We start from the raw sequence: 17257 nt of genomic DNA, 5'->3' as shown, positions 1-17257 counted from the left end.
ATGTTGGGTACAGGATTACTACATATACAGAGCAGTTTTGCCGCACCGTTATTGACGCCACATCTTTCAGCGACACAAGTGGCAGCACCACAGGCCAATGCATGGGTCGAAATTAATGTGCAGACCTTTGAGCAGAATATTCAGACCTTACAACAGCAGCTACAGGACAAAAGCCAGATTTGTGCGGTCATGAAAGCCGATGCTTATGGTCATGGGATTGAACTGTTGATGCCGAGTATTATGAAACTTAATGTACCCTGTGTTGGTATCACCAGTAATGCTGAAGCAGCGATGGTGCGCAAGTCTGGTTATCAGGGGCGCCTATTAAGGCTACGTGCTGCGACTGATCAAGAAATCCAAAATGCTGCTTCCTTAAACATGGAAGAGTTGTTGGGGAACTATGAACAAGCACAGCGCCTCTCAGTATGGGCCAAACAACAAGGTTTAACCCTTGCGTATCATTTGGGTTTAAATGCAGGGGGTATGGACCGAAACGGTTTAGAGCTGGACAGTGCACTAGGTAAACAGCAAGCGCTACGCATGACCAAACTGCTAAATTTAAAGCTGGTGGGCATCATGACGCATTATGCTGTGGAAGATGAAAAATATGTACGTGAACGTTTGGCGGTCTTTAACCAGCAAACGGACTGGATAATTAAAAAAGCCAAATTAAAGCGAGAAGCACTGACTTTACATACCGCAAATTCTTTTGCGACCTTGACGGTTCCAAAGTCACACCTAGATATGGTACGTGCAGGCGGTGTGATTTATGGTGACAGCCTGCCAGATCGAGCTGAATATAAAAAGCTGATGACCTTTAAAACTCAAGTGGCAACAGTCAATGCCTATTTGAAAGGCACAACAGTTGGCTATGACCAAACGTATACTTTGAAGCGTGATTCACTATTGGCGAACTTACCACTTGGTTACTCAGATGGTTATCGACGTGCATTTAGTAATAAAGCCTATGTGTTGATTCGTGGGCATAAAGTGCCTGTAGTTGGGCGCACCTCTATGAACACTTCCATGGTGGATGTCACTGATTTTCCAGATATTCGTGCCAATGATGAAGTGGTCCTGTTTGGCGAACAAAGGGGTGCAACAGTGAAGCAAAGTGATTTGGAAGAATACAATGGCGCTTTGCTGGCAGATGTCTACACCATGTGGGGTAACTCTAATCCGAAAGTTGTGGTGAAATAATATTTTCAACAGAAAATGCTGTACGTGCTGAAGTGTGTACAGCATGAAATTAACTAAAGTTATGCCGAAGGTGTCACAGTTACAGAATATTACGTAGTTCGCGTGCGGTTTCTTGTAGTAATGGCAGTATGTGTTGAATCAAATACTCTTTGGTTGTGCGCATGGTAGGGGAAACAATATTTAAGGCGGCAATCACTTTTAACTGTTGGCCATAAATCGGAACGGCAAGGGCATGTACGCCCAATTCATGTTCCTCACATGAATAGCACCAACCTTGCTCTCGAGTTTCATGCAATAAAGCCAGAAATGTTTCATTGTTGGTATGGGTGTATTTGGTTAGGCGTTGTAGCGGATACTGATTCAGCCATTCACATTGTTCCTGATCATCGAGATAGGCCAGTAAAATTTTGCCTGCCGATGTCGCATGTGCAGGTAAGCGATTTCCCAAATGTAGACCATAAGGATTGACGCGATCCGTTTGCTGGTGCGCGGCACTGCGTGCAATGGTAATGGCTTCATAGCCATCTAGAACCATAACGGAAAAAATGAGTGAGGTTTGATTGGTGAGCAGATTCAGCAAAGGTTGTGAAATTTTAGGAAGATGTGCTCCACCTAAGTAAGACCCTGAAAACTTAAGAATTTTAGGAGTTAAATAAAAATAATGACCATCAGATTCTAAATAGCCTAAATATTCAAGGGTGAGTAAATGGCGTCGTGCCGCAGCACGAGTCATGCCTGTGCGTTCTGCTGCCATAGTGATATTTAAACGATGTCGGTCAGTACCAAAGCTGTCGAGAATAGCCATACCTTTACTAATACCTGCGACAAAATCTTCATGTCGAATAGTTTTTTTATTGTCTTTGTGTTGAAGACGCTTTTCTTTTGTCTCGGCTGCTTCTTCCATCATGTTCCCTTTTTCGATTTTTATTAATTCATTATTTTTACTATAACGTGAAATCAGAGTGAAATAATCAGGTTTTGTTCGATCTATAGATTTTTTGTTCGATGATCGAACAAAACCTATGGTCACTATCTATCCTAAAGTGGAGAAATTATAAAAAATGAACAGATAAGGAAATCGAACTAAAAAACTAGGGAATGTGGTTTTAGCTGAATCATCCTCCAGTATAAGTTAGTTTTCCGCGCCTTTTCAAATTTGCATGATGCACAATGGAGTTATCTAATGATAGATAAAAGCGCGGCATCCCTCGCGGAAGTGCTCTCCCAAATCACCGACGGCTCAACCATCATGATTGGTGGTTTTGGTACTGCAGGACAACCTGCGGAACTGATCGATGGCTTAATTCAACTCGGCATTAAAGACCTTACCATCGTTAGCAATAATGCTGGTAATGGTGACTATGGTTTAGCCAAGCTACTCAAAGCCGGTGCCGTGAAAAAAGTCATCTGTTCGTTTCCACGTCAGTCCGACTCTTGGGTCTTCGATGAACTCTATCGTGCAGGCAAAATTGAGTTGGAACTGGTGCCTCAAGGCAATTTGGCCTGTCGTATTCAAGCTGCAGGTATGGGACTCGGTGCAGTGTTCACCCCAACCGGCTATGGCACTTTATTGGCAGAAGGCAAAGAAACCCGTCACATCGATGGTAAAGATTATGTACTGGAATATCCAATCAAAGCTGACTTTGCTTTGATTAAAGCCCAACAAGGCGACCGTTGGGGTAACTTGGTCTACCGCAAATCGGCACGTAACTTCGGCCCGATTATGGCCATGGCCGCAGATGTAACCATTGCACAAGTCTCTGAAGTGGTGGACTTGGGTGCTTTAGACCCTGAACACATCATTACCGCAGGTATTTTTGTTCAACACGTGGTGCAGGTTCAACCTGAACCTGTTGCTGTGTAATCGGGAGAACATCATGAGCTATCAAAAACTCAGCCGTAACCAAATTGCAGAACGTGTGGCACAAGATATTCCAGATGGTGCGTATGTCAATCTTGGGATTGGCTTACCGACCAAGATTGCCAGCTACCTGCCTTCAGACAAAGATGTGTTCTTACATTCTGAAAATGGGTTATTGGCTTTTGGTCCACCGCCTGAAAAAGGCCAAGAAGACCCTGAGTTGATCAACGCGGGTAAAGAATATGTGACTATGCTCGAAGGCGGTAGCTTTTTCCATCATGGGGATTCTTTTGCCATGATGCGGGGTGGTCACTTAGATATTGCAGTATTAGGTGCCTTTCAAGTGGCAGCCAATGGTGACTTGGCCAACTGGCATACCGGTGCACCCGATGCTATTCCTGCCGTCGGTGGTGCGATGGACTTAGCCGTCGGTGCCAAGAAAGTCTTTATCACCACCGACCATGTCACCAAACAGGGTGAACCGAAGATCGTGGCTGAACTGAGCTACCCAGCGACAGGTTTGAAGTGTGTCGATCGTATCTACACCGATCTATGTGTGATTGATGTCACCGCTGAAGGTTTAAAAGTGATTGAGAAAGTCGACGGTCTAAGCTTTGCAGAATTGCAGGCAATGACCGGTGCAACTTTAGTGGATGCGACACAACAGAATTAATGATTTGAATCCCCCTAAATCCCCCTTTGCTAAAGGGGGACTTCTCTAGCATCAAGTGCGGTAGGTCTCCCTCCTTTTTAAAGGAGGGATTAAGGGAGGATTAAGAGAAGAATAGATATGAAAAACGCTTACATTATTGATGCCATCCGTACCCCATTCGGACGTTATGCCGGTGGACTCGCTCCAGTGCGTGCCGATGACTTGGGCGCCGTGCCGATTCAAGCCTTAATGCAACGTAATCCCAGTGTGGATTGGACCCAAGTCGATGACGTGATCTATGGCTGTGCCAACCAAGCGGGAGAAGATAACCGTAATGTCGGACGCATGTCAGCACTCCTTGCAGGTTTACCCGTTGAAGTCCCAGCCACGACTGTAAACCGTTTATGTGGTTCATCACTAGATGCAATTGCCATGGCAGCGCGTGCGATTAAAGCCAGCGAAGCGGATTTAATTATCGCAGGCGGTGTGGAAAGTATGTCCCGTGCACCGTTTGTGATGGGTAAATCAGAAACCGCCTATGGCCGTAGTCAAAAGATTGAAGATACCACTATGGGCTGGCGTTTTATCAATCCTAAGCTGAAAGCGATGTATGGTGTAGAGACCATGCCGCAGACTGCGGAGAACGTGGCACAACAATTTAATATTGATCGTGCAGATCAAGACCAGTTTGCCTTGACGAGTCAACAGCGCACCGCAACCGCGCAAGCTCAAGGCTTTTTTAAACATGAAATCATCCCTGTGAATATTGCACAGCGTAAGGGTGATCCAATCGTAGTCGACACGGATGAACATCCACGTGCATCTACCACCTTAGCAGCTTTGGCGAAACTCAAGCCAGTCGTGACAGCAGAAGGCACCGTCACCGCGGGAAACGCGTCAGGCATCAATGATGGTGCGGCTGCTGTACTGATCGCTTCGGAACAGGCGATTCAAGAGTACCAACTTAAACCACGTGCCAAAATCATTGCTTCAACAGCAGTGGGTGTAGAACCGCGCATCATGGGCTTTGCACCTGCACCTGCCATCAAAAAGTTACTCAAACAAGCCAATCTCACAATCGAGCAGATGGATGTGATTGAGCTGAATGAAGCCTTTGCAGCACAAGCACTTGCCGTTACCCGTGACCTCGGTTTAGCAGATGACACGACTCAAGTGAATCCAAATGGTGGTGCGATTGCGATTGGTCATCCATTGGGTGCTTCGGGTGCACGTTTGGTGACCACAGCTTTAAATCAATTAGAACAAACCGGTGGCACCTATGCCTTGTGTTCAATGTGTATTGGTGTCGGTCAAGGTATTGCAATGATTATTCAGCGCGTTTAAAGCAGAGTTAAGGATAGCGATCATGAGCCAGTTATATGCCAGCTTATTTTACCAAAACGAGGTGACTGAAATTTTCAGTGATCGCGCGTTGGTGTCATACATGATTGAGGCGGAAGTTGCCTTGGCAAAATCGCAGGCTCAGGTCGGTGTCATTCCAGAATCTGCAGCAACAGCAATTTCCCAAGTTGCCCAGACTGCCCTCGATCAGATTGATTTTGATGCTTTGGCTGTAGCAACAGGCTTAGCGGGCAATATTGCGATTCCATTTGTAAAGCAATTAACCGCAATTGTGAAACAAAGTGATGAAGATACTGCGCGCTATGTGCACTGGGGTGCAACTAGTCAGGACATTTTAGATACCGCCTGTATTTTGCAATGCCGTGCAGCAATGACGCAGGTTGAAGCTTTAATTCAAGAATGTTATCGCGCAGCTTTAGCTCAAGTACAGCAGTATCGTTCACAAGTGATGATTGGACGAACATGGTTACAGCAAGGTTTACCGATTACGCTGGGGCATAAATTCGCACGTTGGGCTTCGGCTTTTCATCGTGATTTAGCCCGTATTGAAGCTATGAAATCACGTGTGTTCACTGCGCAATTAGGCGGTGCAGTGGGTTCATTGGCATCTTTGCAAAATCAAGGCACAGCAGTTGTGCAAGCATTTGCAGCACAGTTACAACTTTCAGTTCCAAGCTGTACTTGGCATGGTGAGCGCGACCGTATTGTCGAAGTGGCGGGTGTTCTCGCAATAGTGACAGGTGGTCTGGGCAAAATGGCACGTGACTGGTCGTTGATGATGCAAACTGAAATTGCAGAAGTATTTGAGCCGGCAGCGAAAGGGCGTGGTGGCTCATCAACCATGCCACATAAGCGTAATCCTGTTGCTGCGGCATCCGTTTTGGCAGCAGCCAATCGTGTGCCTGTGCTGATGTCAAGTTTGTACCAAAGCATGGTGCAGGAACATGAGCGTAGTCTAGGTGGATGGCATGCGGAATGGTTGGCATTGCCTGAAATTTTCCAACTCTGTGCAGGTGCTTTAGAGCGGACTTTGGACGTTCTACAAGGGATGCAAGTTAATGCTGAAAACATGCAACGTAATTTAGCTTGCACACAGGGTTTGATCATGGCAGAAGCGGTCATGATGGCATTGGCGCCACACATCGGACGTTTACAGGCTCATCATTTGGTAGAGGACGCGTGTAAAACAGCTGTTGCAAAAGGCGTGCACTTAAGAGATGTGATTGCTGAATTGGATCAAGTTAAAGACTTATTCAGCGTAGCTCAGATTTCAGAAATTTTTAAACCCGAATCTTATCTTGGCAATATTCAAGACCAGATTGATGCGGTGTTGCAAGAGGCAAAAGGAGAGGCAAAGTGAATATCACGATGACCAATCGTCAAGGCAAGACTTTATCCGTTGCGATCAGTGGGCAAGACAATGCGCCTGTGATTGTATTTTCAAATTCACTCGGTACCGATCAAGGCATGTGGCAGCCACAAGTTGCTACCTTTGAACAGCAGTTTAAAGTAGTGACCTATGACACCCGTGGTCATGGGAAAAGCGATGTGATTGAGCAAACCACTGTACAAAATCTTGCAGAAGATGTGATTGATATTCTTGATGGTTTAAACATTGAAAAAGCGCATTTCTGCGGCATTTCGATGGGCGGCATGACCGCTTTATGGCTCGGTATTCACCATGCAGATCGTTTTCATAGCATTACCGTGGCCAACTCAGCAGCCAAAATCTGGAATGAAGAAGGATGGAATACGCGTGCCGATGCCGTGATTGAAAATGGTTTGGCAGATTTGGTCGCGACAACACATACACGTTGGTTCAGCGAACAGTTTGATTATCAACACGATGCTTTGGCGCAGCGCACCATTCAGTCTTTAGCGACTACGCCAGCATTGGGTTATGCAGAATCTTGCCGTGCATTGGCACAAGCCGATTTGAGCAACGAGATTCAGAATATTCACATTCCAACTTTAGTAATTGCAGGGGCTTTGGATCCTGTAACGACAGTTGATGATGGCATTTTCATGCAACAACAGATTCAAAAGAGTGAACTCGCGGTGATTGATGCATCGCATCTTTCCAATATTGAGCAGCCCGAGTTGTTTAATCAAACCCTGAGTCAGTTTATTGAATCGATTCAATAGTTTAAGGATTTTAAAAGGACTTTCAGCCCAAGGAGGCAGGTATGGCGTCTCAGGAATACGCTACTCAAAAAACGAGTATAGACGCACAAGCACTGATTAATGATGCACCGATTAGCAAATATCAGTGGTTGATTGCAATTGTATGTTTTCTCATTGTTTTTGTTGACGGTATTGATACTGCGGCAATGGGTTTTATTGCTCCCGCTTTGGCACAAGACTGGGGAATAGACCGTTCACAACTGGGTCCAGTCATGAGTGCGGCTTTAGGCGGCATGATTATTGGTGCTTTGGTGTCTGGTCCAACCGCTGACCGCTTTGGGCGCAAGATTGTTTTAAGTGTTTCGATGCTGATTTTTGGTGGTTTTACTCTGGCATCGGCATATGCAACTGACTTAAACACTTTAGTGGTACTGCGCTTTTTAACGGGTATTGGTTTGGGTGCTGCAATGCCGAATGCAACCACGCTATTTTCTGAATATTGCCCGCAGCGCTCACGCTCGTTACTCGTGACCTGCATGTTCTGTGGTTACAACTTAGGTATGGCGACAGGCGGTTTCATTAGCAGTTGGTTGATCCCAACCTTTGGTTGGCACAGCTTATTCTTATTGGGCGGTTGGTCTCCACTAATTTTGATGATCTTGGTGATTTTCTTCTTACCTGAATCGTATCGTTTCTTGATTGTGAAAGGTCGTGACAGTGAAAAAGTCCGCAAAATTTTGACGCGTATTGCACCGATGCAAGTACAGGGTGTTACTGAGTTTCATGTACCTGAAGAAAAAACTGAAGGTGCAGAGAAGAAAGGTGTGTTTGGCATGCTGTTCTCTCAGAAATATGTCAAAGGCACGGTTTTATTGTGGCTGACCTATTTCATGGGTTTGGTGATGATTTATCTACTCACCAGTTGGTTACCAACCTTAATGCGTGAAACTGGCGCAACCATGGAACGAGCTGCATTTATTGGTGGTTTATTCCAGTTTGGCGGTGTACTCAGTGCTTTATTTATTGGCTGGGCAATGGACCGTTTCAACCCGAACCGCATTATTGCATGCTTCTACTTTGTCGCTGGGATCTTTGCCTTTGCCGTTGGTCAGAGCTTAGCAAATCCAACCTTACTTGCCATTTTAGTGCTTTGCGCTGGTGTTGCAATTAATGGTGCGCAGTCGGCAATGCCAGCACTGAGTGCGCGTTTTTACCCAACCCAATGCCGTGCAACAGGTGTGGCGTGGATGTCTGGGATTGGTCGTTTCGGTGCAGTATTTGGTGCATGGATCGGCGCAGTTTTACTGGGCAATGACTGGTCGTTTACAGCTATTTTAAGTCTGCTGTTAATTCCAGCAACAGCAGCAGCAGTCGCTATTTTTGTTAAATCACTGGTCGCACATACCGATGCGACCTAATTGAGGTTTCTCCCATGAATGATGAACAACGTTATCAACAAGGAATTACCGTACGCACTGAAGTGCTGGGTGAAAAGCATGTCGGTCGTTCACTTGAGAACTTGAATGATTTCAATGCCGACTTCCAAAATTTTATTAGCCGTTTTGCGTGGGGCGAAGTCTGGTCTAGACCGGGCATGCCGCGTCATACCCGTAGCTTAGTCACCATTGCCGTTTTATTGGCACTGGGCCGTGAAGACGAACTACGTATGCATTTACGTGCTTGTTTTAACAATGGTGTGACCAAGGATGATTTAAAAGAGTTGATTTTGCACTGTTCTCTGTATGCAGGTTTACCCGCAGCCAATGCAGCTATGCATATGGCAGAAGAAGTTTTTGCAGATTTGGGTATTGCCCCGCAAAAGCTCAGCGAACAGCAGCTTAGCCAAGAACAAATGAATCAAGAGTAATGGAACAAGATTAAGAGGGACGTCACATGTCGCAACTTATTTTAGGTGCTTATGCACAACGCAATACCGAAGATCATCCGCCAGCATATGCACCCGGCTATAAAACCAGTGTATTACGCTCGCCTAAAAATGCATTGATCTCAATTGCAGAAACTTTAACTGAAGTGACCGCACCGCATTTCAGTGCAGACCAGTTTGGTCCTAAAGACAATGATTTGATCTTGAACTATGCCAAAGAAGGTTTGCCGATTGGCGAGCGCATTATTGTGCATGGTTATGTCCGTGATCAGTTTGGTCGCCCAGTCAAAAATGCTTTGCTCGAAGTGTGGCAAGCCAATGCTTCAGGGCGCTACCGTCATCCAAATGACCAATTTATTGGTGCAATGGACCCGAACTTTGGCGGCTGTGGTCGCATGATGACCGATGCCAATGGTTATTTTGTATTCCGTACCATTAAACCGGGTCCATATCCTTGGCGTAACCGTATTAATGAATGGCGTCCTGCACACATTCATTTCTCTTTGATTGCTGATGGTTGGGCACAACGTCTTATTTCGCAGTTCTACTTTGAAGGCGATACGCTGATTGATTCGTGTCCGATTATTAAAACCATTCCTTCGGAAGAACAACGTCGCGCATTGATTGCTTTAGAAGACAAGAGCAACTTCATTGAAGCAGACAGCCGTTGTTACCGCTTTGACATCACTTTACGTGGTCGTCGTGCGACTTATTTCGAAAATGATTTGACTTAATTCAGGGAGAGCAACATGAACAATTGGAACTTTCAAGAATTGCATGAAACTCCATCTCAAACAGGTGGACCATATGTACACATTGGTTTGTTACCAAAACAAGCCAACATTGAAGTCTTTGAAAATAACTTTAACAACCAACTGGTTAAAGAAAATACTTTAGGCGAACGCATTCGCTTGGAAGGTCAGGTGTTTGACGGCTTAGGTTTGCCATTACGTGATGTTTTAATCGAGATTTGGCAAGCTGATGCCAACGGCGTGTATCCAAGTGCGGCGGATATTCAAGGCAAAGCGGTCGATCCAAACTTCTTCGGTTGGGGACGTACAGGGGCAGACTTTGAAACTGGTTTTTGGAGTTTCAATACCATTAAACCGGGTGCTGTTCCGGGACGTAAAGGCACAACTCAAGCCCCGCATATTGCCCTGATTATTTTCGCACGCGGTATCAACATCGGTTTGAACACTCGTGTCTATTTTGAAGATGAAGCGGAAGCCAATGCACAAGATCCTGTGCTGAAAGGCATTGAGTGGGCACCTCGTCGTCAAACCCTCATTGCAAAACGTGAACAGCGTGATGGTGAAGTGGTGTATCGCTTTGACATTCGTATTCAAGGAGAAGACGAAACGGTCTTTTTGGATATCTAAATTTTCCAAGATTTAGTGCGAGACATCTTGAACTAACTCTAAAGATAAAAGTTTATACGTGGTGATGGTATGACCCATTTCATTCATCCCACGTATATTTGCCGTTGATGACAGAAGTCTGGCAATAATTTGAAAATACAAGGAAATGTAATGATGAAGATTAAAAAAATTGCGATGCAACTCTGCTTAAGCAGTGCTGTTTTAGCAGCAATGCCAGCATTTGCAGCGGAAGTGGCTCAATCAAGCGCACAACACTATATGGTGAAAAACCTCAATATTGGTGACTTACCTGTCAAAACTATTGTGCCGATTACCGCAAAGACAGCAGAGCAAGCCATTGCCCAAGCCCAAGTGATTGCCAATAACCCAAACGCTGACGTGGCTGAGTTTCGTATCGACCTATTGGAATTTTCTGCCGACACTAAAAAAGTGATGGCATTGGGTCAGCAGTTGAATCAAATTTTAAAAGACAAACCGTTAATCGCCACCATTCGTACCCATAACGAAGGCGGAAAAATGACGGTGTCTGACCAAAACTATGAAAAAATTTATCGTGAATACCTGAAAAAGCCATTTATGCAATTGCTGGATATTGAAATGTTCCGTGATGCAGGCAGTGTGGCGAAATTAATCCAATTGGCGCATGACAAGAAGGTGTTGGTGATCATGTCGAATCATGATTTTGCAAAGACACCTGAGCAACAAGACATTGAAAACCGTCTGCTAAAACAAGATCAGATGGGTGCCGACATTTTGAAAATTGCGGTAATGCCAAAGTCAAAACAAGATGTCTTTACCCTCATGAATGCCACCTTGGTCGTCAGCCAAAAAAGTCAAAAACCACTACTGACCATGTCGATGGGGCAGTTGGGCACCATTTCACGTGTGGCGACTGCCAACATGGGCGGTAGCCTAAGTTTTGGCATGATTGGTGAAGCCTCTGCACCGGGTCAAATTGATGTGACTCAACTCAAACAGTTGCTGAAAACTGTACAACCAACCCCTTAACGCACTGCGTTATTCATGTTCAAGGATAGAAAAGGATTTAAAATATGAAACCATCAACTTTACGTTTGACCACATTGGTTTTGAGTTTAGCGGCATCAGGTTTGGCCAGTGCAGAAACTTATATTGTGGATCGTTATCAGGACGATAGTGCAAAAGGTTCACTGCGTTGGGCGATTGAACAATCGAATGCCAATGCGACGCAAGAAAATGAAATTCACATCCAAGCTGTGGGGCAAGCCCCCTATGCAATTAAACTAAATCAGCCTTTGCCGCCAATTAAGTCTTCAGTGAAGATCATCGGGATGCAATGGGACAAAACAGGCGAGTTTATTGCGATTGATGGTTCAAACTATATTAAAGGTGAAGGCGCGAAAGCCTGCCCAGGGGCAAACCCTGAACAGTACGGCACCAATGTCCGTACCACGACTTTGCCGGGTCTGGTTCTACAAGATGTGAATGGTGTGACGCTAAAAGGTCTGGATATTCATCGGTTCTGTATTGGTGTTTTGGTGAACCGTTCAAGCAATAACTTGATTCAACATAACCGTATCAGTAATAACTACGGTGGCTCAGGCGTGATGTTGACGGGTGATGACGGTAAGGGCAATCCGACCTCGACCACCACTAATAACAACAAAGTCTTGAACAACTTGTTTGTCGATAATGGTGATGGTTTAGAGCTGACTCGTGGCGCCGCATTTAACCTTGTTGCCAATAACCTATTTACTTCAACCAAAGCCAATCCAGAGCCGTCTCAGGGTATTGAAATCCTGTGGGGCAATGACAACGCAGTGGTCGGCAACAAATTTGAAAACTATTCTGATGGTTTGCAAATTAACTGGGGTAAGCGCAATTACATCGCTTATAACGAACTGACCAACAATTCGATAGGCTTTAACCTCACGGGTGATGGCAACATTTTTGACAGTAACAAAGTGCATGGTAACCGTCTTGGCATTGCCATTCGTTCAGAAAAAGATGCCAATGCCCGTACGACATTGACCAAAAACCTAATTTGGGACAATGGCAAAGACATTAAACGCTGTGAAGCAGGTGGTTCGTGTGTGCCAGATCAACGTTTGGGTGCCATTGTATTTGCAGTGCCTGCACTTGAACATGCTGGCTTTGTCGGTTCTCGTGGTGGTGGTGTGGTGATTGAAGCAGCAAAACTGCAAAAAACCTGTACACAGTCGAATGAACAAGGCTGTAATGCGATCCCAAACCAAAATATCCTAGCGCCACGTTTAAGCTATAACAAAGGTCAAGTCACCGCGACAGTTCAAGGGCAACCAAATCAACGTTATCACGTTGAATTCTTTGCCAACCTTCAAGCGAATGGTCAAGAAGCTGAACAGTACTTAGGTGCGCAAGTGGTAAAAACCAATGCACAAGGTCAAGGTCAAACTACTTGGAAAACACTGAGTGGTGCTGCCAGTGTGACAGCCAATGTGACCGATCATTTAGGTGCAACTTCTGAACTCAGTCCAGCCGTTCATATTAAATAAGCATAAATGCATGGAAAGCTCACTTGAGTTGAGCTTTCCTCACAAAAAGGGATGTTTGGTATGCAACAACTATTAAAACTTGGCACATTATCTTTGGCACTTTTAACTTGCCAGCTGGCTTCGGCCAATGAATTTTATTCGGCTGATCGTCAATGGTTATTTGGGGATTGGAACGGTGAGCGGAAGCAACTGGAAGATCAAGGCTATAAATTTACTGCGGCAATTATGAGTCAGGCGGCAACCAATCTGGATGGTGGTTATAACGATGACAATAGTTTTGACAATGCCGCGCAGCTCACACTGGGTGCCAATTTTGATTTAAATAAAATTGCGGGTTGGGAAAACACCACCGCAGGCTTAATGATTACCAAACGTGATGGTAACGCCTTAACGCTTGAACGCATTAAAGACCCGCGTGCCAGTACTTTAGGCAATACTCAAGAAATTTACGGGCGTGGCAAGATTTGGCGCTTAACTCAGGCTTGGATCAAAACAGGATTTGATGATAACCGTGTCCAATTTAAGATTGGACGTATGGGCATGTCGGATGACTTTAACAGCTCACAATGTGAATTCCAGAACTTACTTTTGTGTGGTGGTCAGTTAGGTAAATCCATCGGTTCGATCTGGTACAACTGGCCTGTAGGACTCTGGGGCACCAATATTAAATACCAATTTGCACCTGCATGGTCACTTGGTTTGGGCGTGTATGAAGTCAATCCAGACAATGTCAAAACAGACTCAGACAGTGATGGTTTTAACCTTGACATGGACAATGTTGAGGGGGCAACCATTCCTGTAGAGTTGGCTTGGAAACCAAAGTTAGCAGCATTTAATGGTTTGTCTGGTGAATATAAAGTGGGTGCACTGTATTCCACGGCTGAGGCAAAAGACATTCGCAGTGGTGAAATGCAAGATGGAAAATACAGTTCTTGGCTGAATGCACAACAACAACTGACCCAACACGGAGCTGATCCGAAGCGTGGTTTATATATCAGTTTTAATGGCGTAGTGAACGATAAGGCCACAACATTTGTAGAAAGTACACAACAACTGGCGCTTTGGTACAAAGGTCCTTTTGATAGCCGTCCTAATGATTCTATTGGTTTTGGTTTAGCCAATTATGTCGTGAATGATCGTGCGACGGACAAGCAAATCGCCACTAACGAAGGCCGTGGTTATTACAGTTATGACGCGCTCGCTAGCGATTATGTCCCAATTCAACATGACGAACTCAATGTTGAGTTGAACTATACCTATCAGTGGTCACCTGCGGTGATGCTCAGACCCAACCTACAATATATCTATCAACCTTCTGGTGTGAAAGAAGTGGATGATGCTTGGGTAGCGGGTCTTAGCGTTAAGGTGAATTTTTAATCGTATTTAAAGTGAAAGAGTGTTTAAAATGTAAGCAATACTGTTGCTGAGTCAGGGGCTGTTGACACTTCATCTATGCTTGCGACAACGAGTATTTTTTAGATGATACTAGGCGTGAAATACGCAATTTAGTCATTCTAAATAAGTGGTTCGCAACAACGTAGCATCAAAAAATACTCTAGTCCTAAAAGGTTGTGGCTAAAATCTTCACAGGCATCGTTATGAAACTTGAAAATAGTCCCACTATTGTCATCGTTCCATGCCTTGCCTGCTCAATTTTAGCCTACAACGCAAGCCATTTATGAAATATCAACAGTCCCTAAACACTCTTTTTTCATTGTTGAAGCAAGTTAATTGTGGATGCTCAAAGTTTGGATGTGGTGTGAATGATGCTCAAAACAAAGTAGGAGAGATCATTTAAAACACAGCATTTGGAGTAAAAAGTATGTCCGAAGCGCAATCTCAACCCATATTTAAAATATGGTGCTTTATATTAGGCTTAGCTTTATTGCTGACTGGCTTATTTTATTTAATCGGTGGTGGAAAACTGATTAGTCTAGGTGGTTCATGGTACTTCCTCATTGCAGGTTTATTGACTACTATTTCCGCAATATTTATTTTTAGAAAAAAAGCATTGGGTGTCTGGATTTTTGCACTGGTTTTTCTTGGAACCGTGGTTTGGGCACTGTTTGATGCAGGTTGGGATTTTTGGGCACTCCATTCACGTTTAATGTTCCCTGCGGGTTTATTTGCCGCACTCTGTTTTACTTTACCTGCTATTCGTAAGTACCAATTTCAAATTGCGCCTTCAGCACCCGCTTATGCCTTAGGTGGTTTAACGGTGTTAGGTATGCTCGGTGGTTTGTATGGCATGTTTATTCCACATCCAACGGTAAAAGCCAGTGGTGAAGAACTACCCCTAGTGCCTGTAACAGCTCAAACTCAACAAGTGAATTGGTCGCACTATGGTAATGATGCCGGTGGAAGTCGTTTTGCCGCACTGGATCAAATTAACCGTAATAATGTATCTAAGTTAAAGGAAGCATGGCGCTTTCAAACAGGCGATATGACCACAGGTACGGGTAATGGCGCAGAAGACCAGCTCACGCCTTTACAGGTCGGTGATAAAGTCTTTTTATGTACACCGCATAACAACATTATTGCTTTAGATGCAGATACAGGTAAACAAATCTGGAAGGCTGAAGTGAACTCAAAAGCCGATGCTTGGGAGCGTTGCCGTGGTGTGGGTTACTTTGACTCGACTCAAGCCTTGGTACAACCGACTTTAGCAGGTGCAAGTGCGGTGACAGCGGTGGCAAATAATACTGCATGTCCACGTCGTGTTTATACCAATACACCTGACGGTCGTTTAATTGCAGTCAATGCCGATACAGGCGAACGCTGTAAAGACTTTGGTGTTGATGGAACAGTGAACTTACTAGATGGTCTAGGTGCGGGCACGCAAGCGCCTCGTTTTGAAGTGACCTCGGCGCCAACCATTGCAGGCACCAGTATCATCGTTGGAAGTCGTATTGCTGACAACTTTGCAGCCGATATGCCGGGTGGTGTGATTCGTGCTTATGATGTGATTACTGGACAGCTACGCTGGGCTTTTGATCCACGTAACCCAAATCCAAACTATGTCCTCAAACCGGGTGAAATCTACAAACGTAGTTCAGCTAACTCTTGGGCTGCAATGTCCTACGACCCGCAAATGAACACGGTGTTTTTACCGATGGGAAGTTCATCGGTCGATGTCTGGGGTGGAAATCGTCAACCTGTAGACCATAAGTACAATTCTTCCGTTTTGGCTTTGGATGCAACCACAGGTAAAGAGAAGTGGGTTTATCAAACCGTTCACAATGATCTTTGGGACTTCGATTTACCCATGCAGCCAAGCTTGGTCGATTTTCCGATGCAAAATGGGCAAACCAAACCTGCTGTCGTCATTGGCACCAAGTCAGGGCAGTTCTTTGTACTTGACCGTATTACGGGTCAGCCTTTAACCAAAGTGGTTGAGCAACCTGTAAAAGCTGCAGATATTCCTGATGAGCAATACAGTGCAACTCAGCCACGTTCAGTTGAAATGCCACAAATTGGCAATCAAACTTTGACTGAATCGGACATGTGGGGCGCAACGCCATTTGACCAGTTGATGTGTCGTATTAACTTTAAATCAATGCGCTATGACGGTCTTTTTACAGCACCGGGTTCTGATATATCTTTAAGTTTTCCGGGTTCGTTGGGTGGGATGAATTGGGGCAGTATCGCATTTGACCCAACGCATCGTTATATGTTTGTCAACGACATGCGCCTAGGTCTGTGGATTCAGCTGATTAAACAAACGCCTGAAGATTTAAAACTTGAAGCCAGTGGTGGAGAGAAGGTCAACACAGGTATGGGCGCAGTGCCAATGAAAGGTACACCGTATAAAGTGAATAAAAACCGCTTTATGTCGGTATTAGGTATTCCATGTCAAAAACCACCTTTCGGAACCATGACGGCGATTGATATGAAAACCCGTCAAGTGGCTTGGCAAGTGCCTTTAGGTACGGTTGAAGATACGGGTCCAATGGGCATCAAAATGGGCTTAAAAGCGCCGATTGGTATGCCAACTATTGGTGGTCCAATGGCAACTCAAGGTGGTTTAGTGTTCTTTGCTGCAACACAAGACTTCTACTTGCGCGCCTTCAATTCATCTAATGGTGAAGAGTTATGGAAAGCGCGTTTACCCGTAGGTAGCCAAGGTACACCAATGAGCTATATTTCTCCAAAAACAGGCAAGCAATATGTGGTCATTTCCGCAGGTGGGGCACGTCAGTCGCCTGATCATGGTGATTATGTGGTTGCGTATAGCTTAGCCGATTAAAACGTTTTATTGTATGGGAAGCCTGTCGAGATGAT

At 44.9% G+C, this 17257-nt stretch carries 15 protein-coding genes; 14 read left to right on the top strand and 1 reads right to left on the bottom strand.

Translation table 11 applies throughout. The features are described from left to right. Positions 1 to 1200, top strand: coding sequence for an alanine racemase (gene alr / locus ACFN7Z_RS12795; RefSeq protein WP_228275914.1), 1200 nt, complete (start codon positions 1 to 3; stop codon positions 1198 to 1200). Between the two features lie 79 nt (positions 1201 to 1279). Here the strand turns inward: alr and pcaU are convergent, their stop codons facing one another. Continuing rightward, complete coding sequence (gene pcaU / locus ACFN7Z_RS12790) at positions 1280 to 2104, bottom strand: IclR family transcriptional regulator PcaU (protein ID WP_058952223.1); 825 nt, start codon at positions 2102 to 2104, stop codon at positions 1280 to 1282. Between the two features lie 279 nt (positions 2105 to 2383). On the opposite strand from pcaU, the gene ACFN7Z_RS12785 reads away from it, so the two are divergent. From ACFN7Z_RS12785 to ACFN7Z_RS12725, 13 genes are all read left to right on the top strand, one after another. Continuing rightward, positions 2384 to 3064 (top strand): 3-oxoacid CoA-transferase subunit A, encoded by a 681-nt coding sequence (locus ACFN7Z_RS12785; RefSeq protein WP_058952222.1) that lies wholly within the window; start codon positions 2384 to 2386, stop codon positions 3062 to 3064. Between the two features lie 13 nt (positions 3065 to 3077). Continuing rightward, positions 3078 to 3734 (top strand): 3-oxoacid CoA-transferase subunit B, encoded by a 657-nt coding sequence (locus ACFN7Z_RS12780; RefSeq protein ID WP_058952221.1) that lies wholly within the window; start codon positions 3078 to 3080, stop codon positions 3732 to 3734. 117 nt (positions 3735 to 3851) lie between these two features. Next, on the top strand, positions 3852 to 5057 hold the full coding sequence (gene pcaF / locus ACFN7Z_RS12775) for a 3-oxoadipyl-CoA thiolase (RefSeq protein ID WP_058952220.1): 1206 nt from the start codon (positions 3852 to 3854) through the stop codon (positions 5055 to 5057). 22 nt (positions 5058 to 5079) lie between these two features. Then, complete coding sequence (gene pcaB, locus ACFN7Z_RS12770; RefSeq protein WP_058952219.1) at positions 5080 to 6435, top strand: 3-carboxy-cis,cis-muconate cycloisomerase; 1356 nt, start codon at positions 5080 to 5082, stop codon at positions 6433 to 6435. A gap of 8 nt (positions 6436 to 6443) precedes the next feature. Next, a complete protein-coding gene (pcaD, locus tag ACFN7Z_RS12765) occupies positions 6444 to 7220 on the top strand; it encodes a 3-oxoadipate enol-lactonase (RefSeq protein ID WP_058952535.1) in 777 nt (258 codons plus the stop codon). Between the two features lie 41 nt (positions 7221 to 7261). After that, positions 7262 to 8617: an MFS transporter gene (locus tag ACFN7Z_RS12760; RefSeq protein WP_058952218.1), complete on the top strand. Its 1356-nt coding sequence runs from the start codon at positions 7262 to 7264 to the stop codon at positions 8615 to 8617. A 14-nt stretch (positions 8618 to 8631) separates the two neighbouring features. Continuing rightward, positions 8632 to 9066: a 4-carboxymuconolactone decarboxylase gene (pcaC, locus tag ACFN7Z_RS12755; protein ID WP_058952217.1), complete on the top strand. Its 435-nt coding sequence runs from the start codon at positions 8632 to 8634 to the stop codon at positions 9064 to 9066. 26 nt (positions 9067 to 9092) lie between these two features. After that, positions 9093 to 9818 carry a protocatechuate 3,4-dioxygenase subunit beta gene (gene pcaH, locus ACFN7Z_RS12750; RefSeq protein WP_058952216.1) on the top strand — a complete coding sequence of 242 codons (726 nt, stop codon included), beginning with the start codon at positions 9093 to 9095 and terminating at the stop codon, positions 9816 to 9818. A gap of 15 nt (positions 9819 to 9833) precedes the next feature. Further along, positions 9834 to 10463, top strand: coding sequence for a protocatechuate 3,4-dioxygenase subunit alpha (gene pcaG / locus ACFN7Z_RS12745; protein ID WP_058952215.1), 630 nt, complete (start codon positions 9834 to 9836; stop codon positions 10461 to 10463). 150 nt (positions 10464 to 10613) lie between these two features. Next, positions 10614 to 11471 carry a type I 3-dehydroquinate dehydratase gene (aroD, locus tag ACFN7Z_RS12740; RefSeq protein ID WP_058952214.1) on the top strand — a complete coding sequence of 286 codons (858 nt, stop codon included), beginning with the start codon at positions 10614 to 10616 and terminating at the stop codon, positions 11469 to 11471. 44 nt (positions 11472 to 11515) lie between these two features. Continuing rightward, the gene (locus ACFN7Z_RS12735; RefSeq protein ID WP_058952213.1) at positions 11516 to 12976 is read left to right on the top strand and encodes a NosD domain-containing protein; all 1461 of its coding nucleotides are present in this window, start codon (positions 11516 to 11518) and stop codon (positions 12974 to 12976) included. Between the two features lie 60 nt (positions 12977 to 13036). After that, positions 13037 to 14353, top strand: coding sequence for a carbohydrate porin (locus ACFN7Z_RS12730; RefSeq protein ID WP_395441889.1), 1317 nt, complete (start codon positions 13037 to 13039; stop codon positions 14351 to 14353). A gap of 445 nt (positions 14354 to 14798) precedes the next feature. Further along, a complete protein-coding gene (locus tag ACFN7Z_RS12725; RefSeq protein ID WP_058952211.1) occupies positions 14799 to 17222 on the top strand; it encodes a glucose/quinate/shikimate family membrane-bound PQQ-dependent dehydrogenase in 2424 nt (807 codons plus the stop codon). Positions 17223 to 17257 lie beyond the last annotated feature (35 nt).

Source organism: Acinetobacter sp. P1332, from assembly GCF_044057475.1.
GTDB classification, from domain to species: Bacteria; Pseudomonadota; Gammaproteobacteria; order Pseudomonadales; family Moraxellaceae; genus Acinetobacter; species Acinetobacter johnsonii.
This window is presented reverse-complemented; position numbering and strand designations above follow the sequence as displayed.

Coding starts and splice junctions, on each gene's coding strand:
- alr (WP_228275914.1), top strand. CDS start 1: ATGTTGGGTACAGGATTACTACATATACAGAGCAGTTTTGCCGCACCG.
- pcaU (WP_058952223.1), bottom strand. CDS start 2,104: ATGGAAGAAGCAGCCGAGACAAAAGAAAAGCGTCTTCAACACAAAGAC.
- ACFN7Z_RS12785 (WP_058952222.1), top strand. CDS start 2,384: ATGATAGATAAAAGCGCGGCATCCCTCGCGGAAGTGCTCTCCCAAATC.
- ACFN7Z_RS12780 (WP_058952221.1), top strand. CDS start 3,078: ATGAGCTATCAAAAACTCAGCCGTAACCAAATTGCAGAACGTGTGGCA.
- pcaF (WP_058952220.1), top strand. CDS start 3,852: ATGAAAAACGCTTACATTATTGATGCCATCCGTACCCCATTCGGACGT.
- pcaB (WP_058952219.1), top strand. CDS start 5,080: ATGAGCCAGTTATATGCCAGCTTATTTTACCAAAACGAGGTGACTGAA.
- pcaD (WP_058952535.1), top strand. CDS start 6,444: ATGACCAATCGTCAAGGCAAGACTTTATCCGTTGCGATCAGTGGGCAA.
- ACFN7Z_RS12760 (WP_058952218.1), top strand. CDS start 7,262: ATGGCGTCTCAGGAATACGCTACTCAAAAAACGAGTATAGACGCACAA.
- pcaC (WP_058952217.1), top strand. CDS start 8,632: ATGAATGATGAACAACGTTATCAACAAGGAATTACCGTACGCACTGAA.
- pcaH (WP_058952216.1), top strand. CDS start 9,093: ATGTCGCAACTTATTTTAGGTGCTTATGCACAACGCAATACCGAAGAT.
- pcaG (WP_058952215.1), top strand. CDS start 9,834: ATGAACAATTGGAACTTTCAAGAATTGCATGAAACTCCATCTCAAACA.
- aroD (WP_058952214.1), top strand. CDS start 10,614: ATGATGAAGATTAAAAAAATTGCGATGCAACTCTGCTTAAGCAGTGCT.
- ACFN7Z_RS12735 (WP_058952213.1), top strand. CDS start 11,516: ATGAAACCATCAACTTTACGTTTGACCACATTGGTTTTGAGTTTAGCG.
- ACFN7Z_RS12730 (WP_395441889.1), top strand. CDS start 13,037: ATGCAACAACTATTAAAACTTGGCACATTATCTTTGGCACTTTTAACT.
- ACFN7Z_RS12725 (WP_058952211.1), top strand. CDS start 14,799: ATGTCCGAAGCGCAATCTCAACCCATATTTAAAATATGGTGCTTTATA.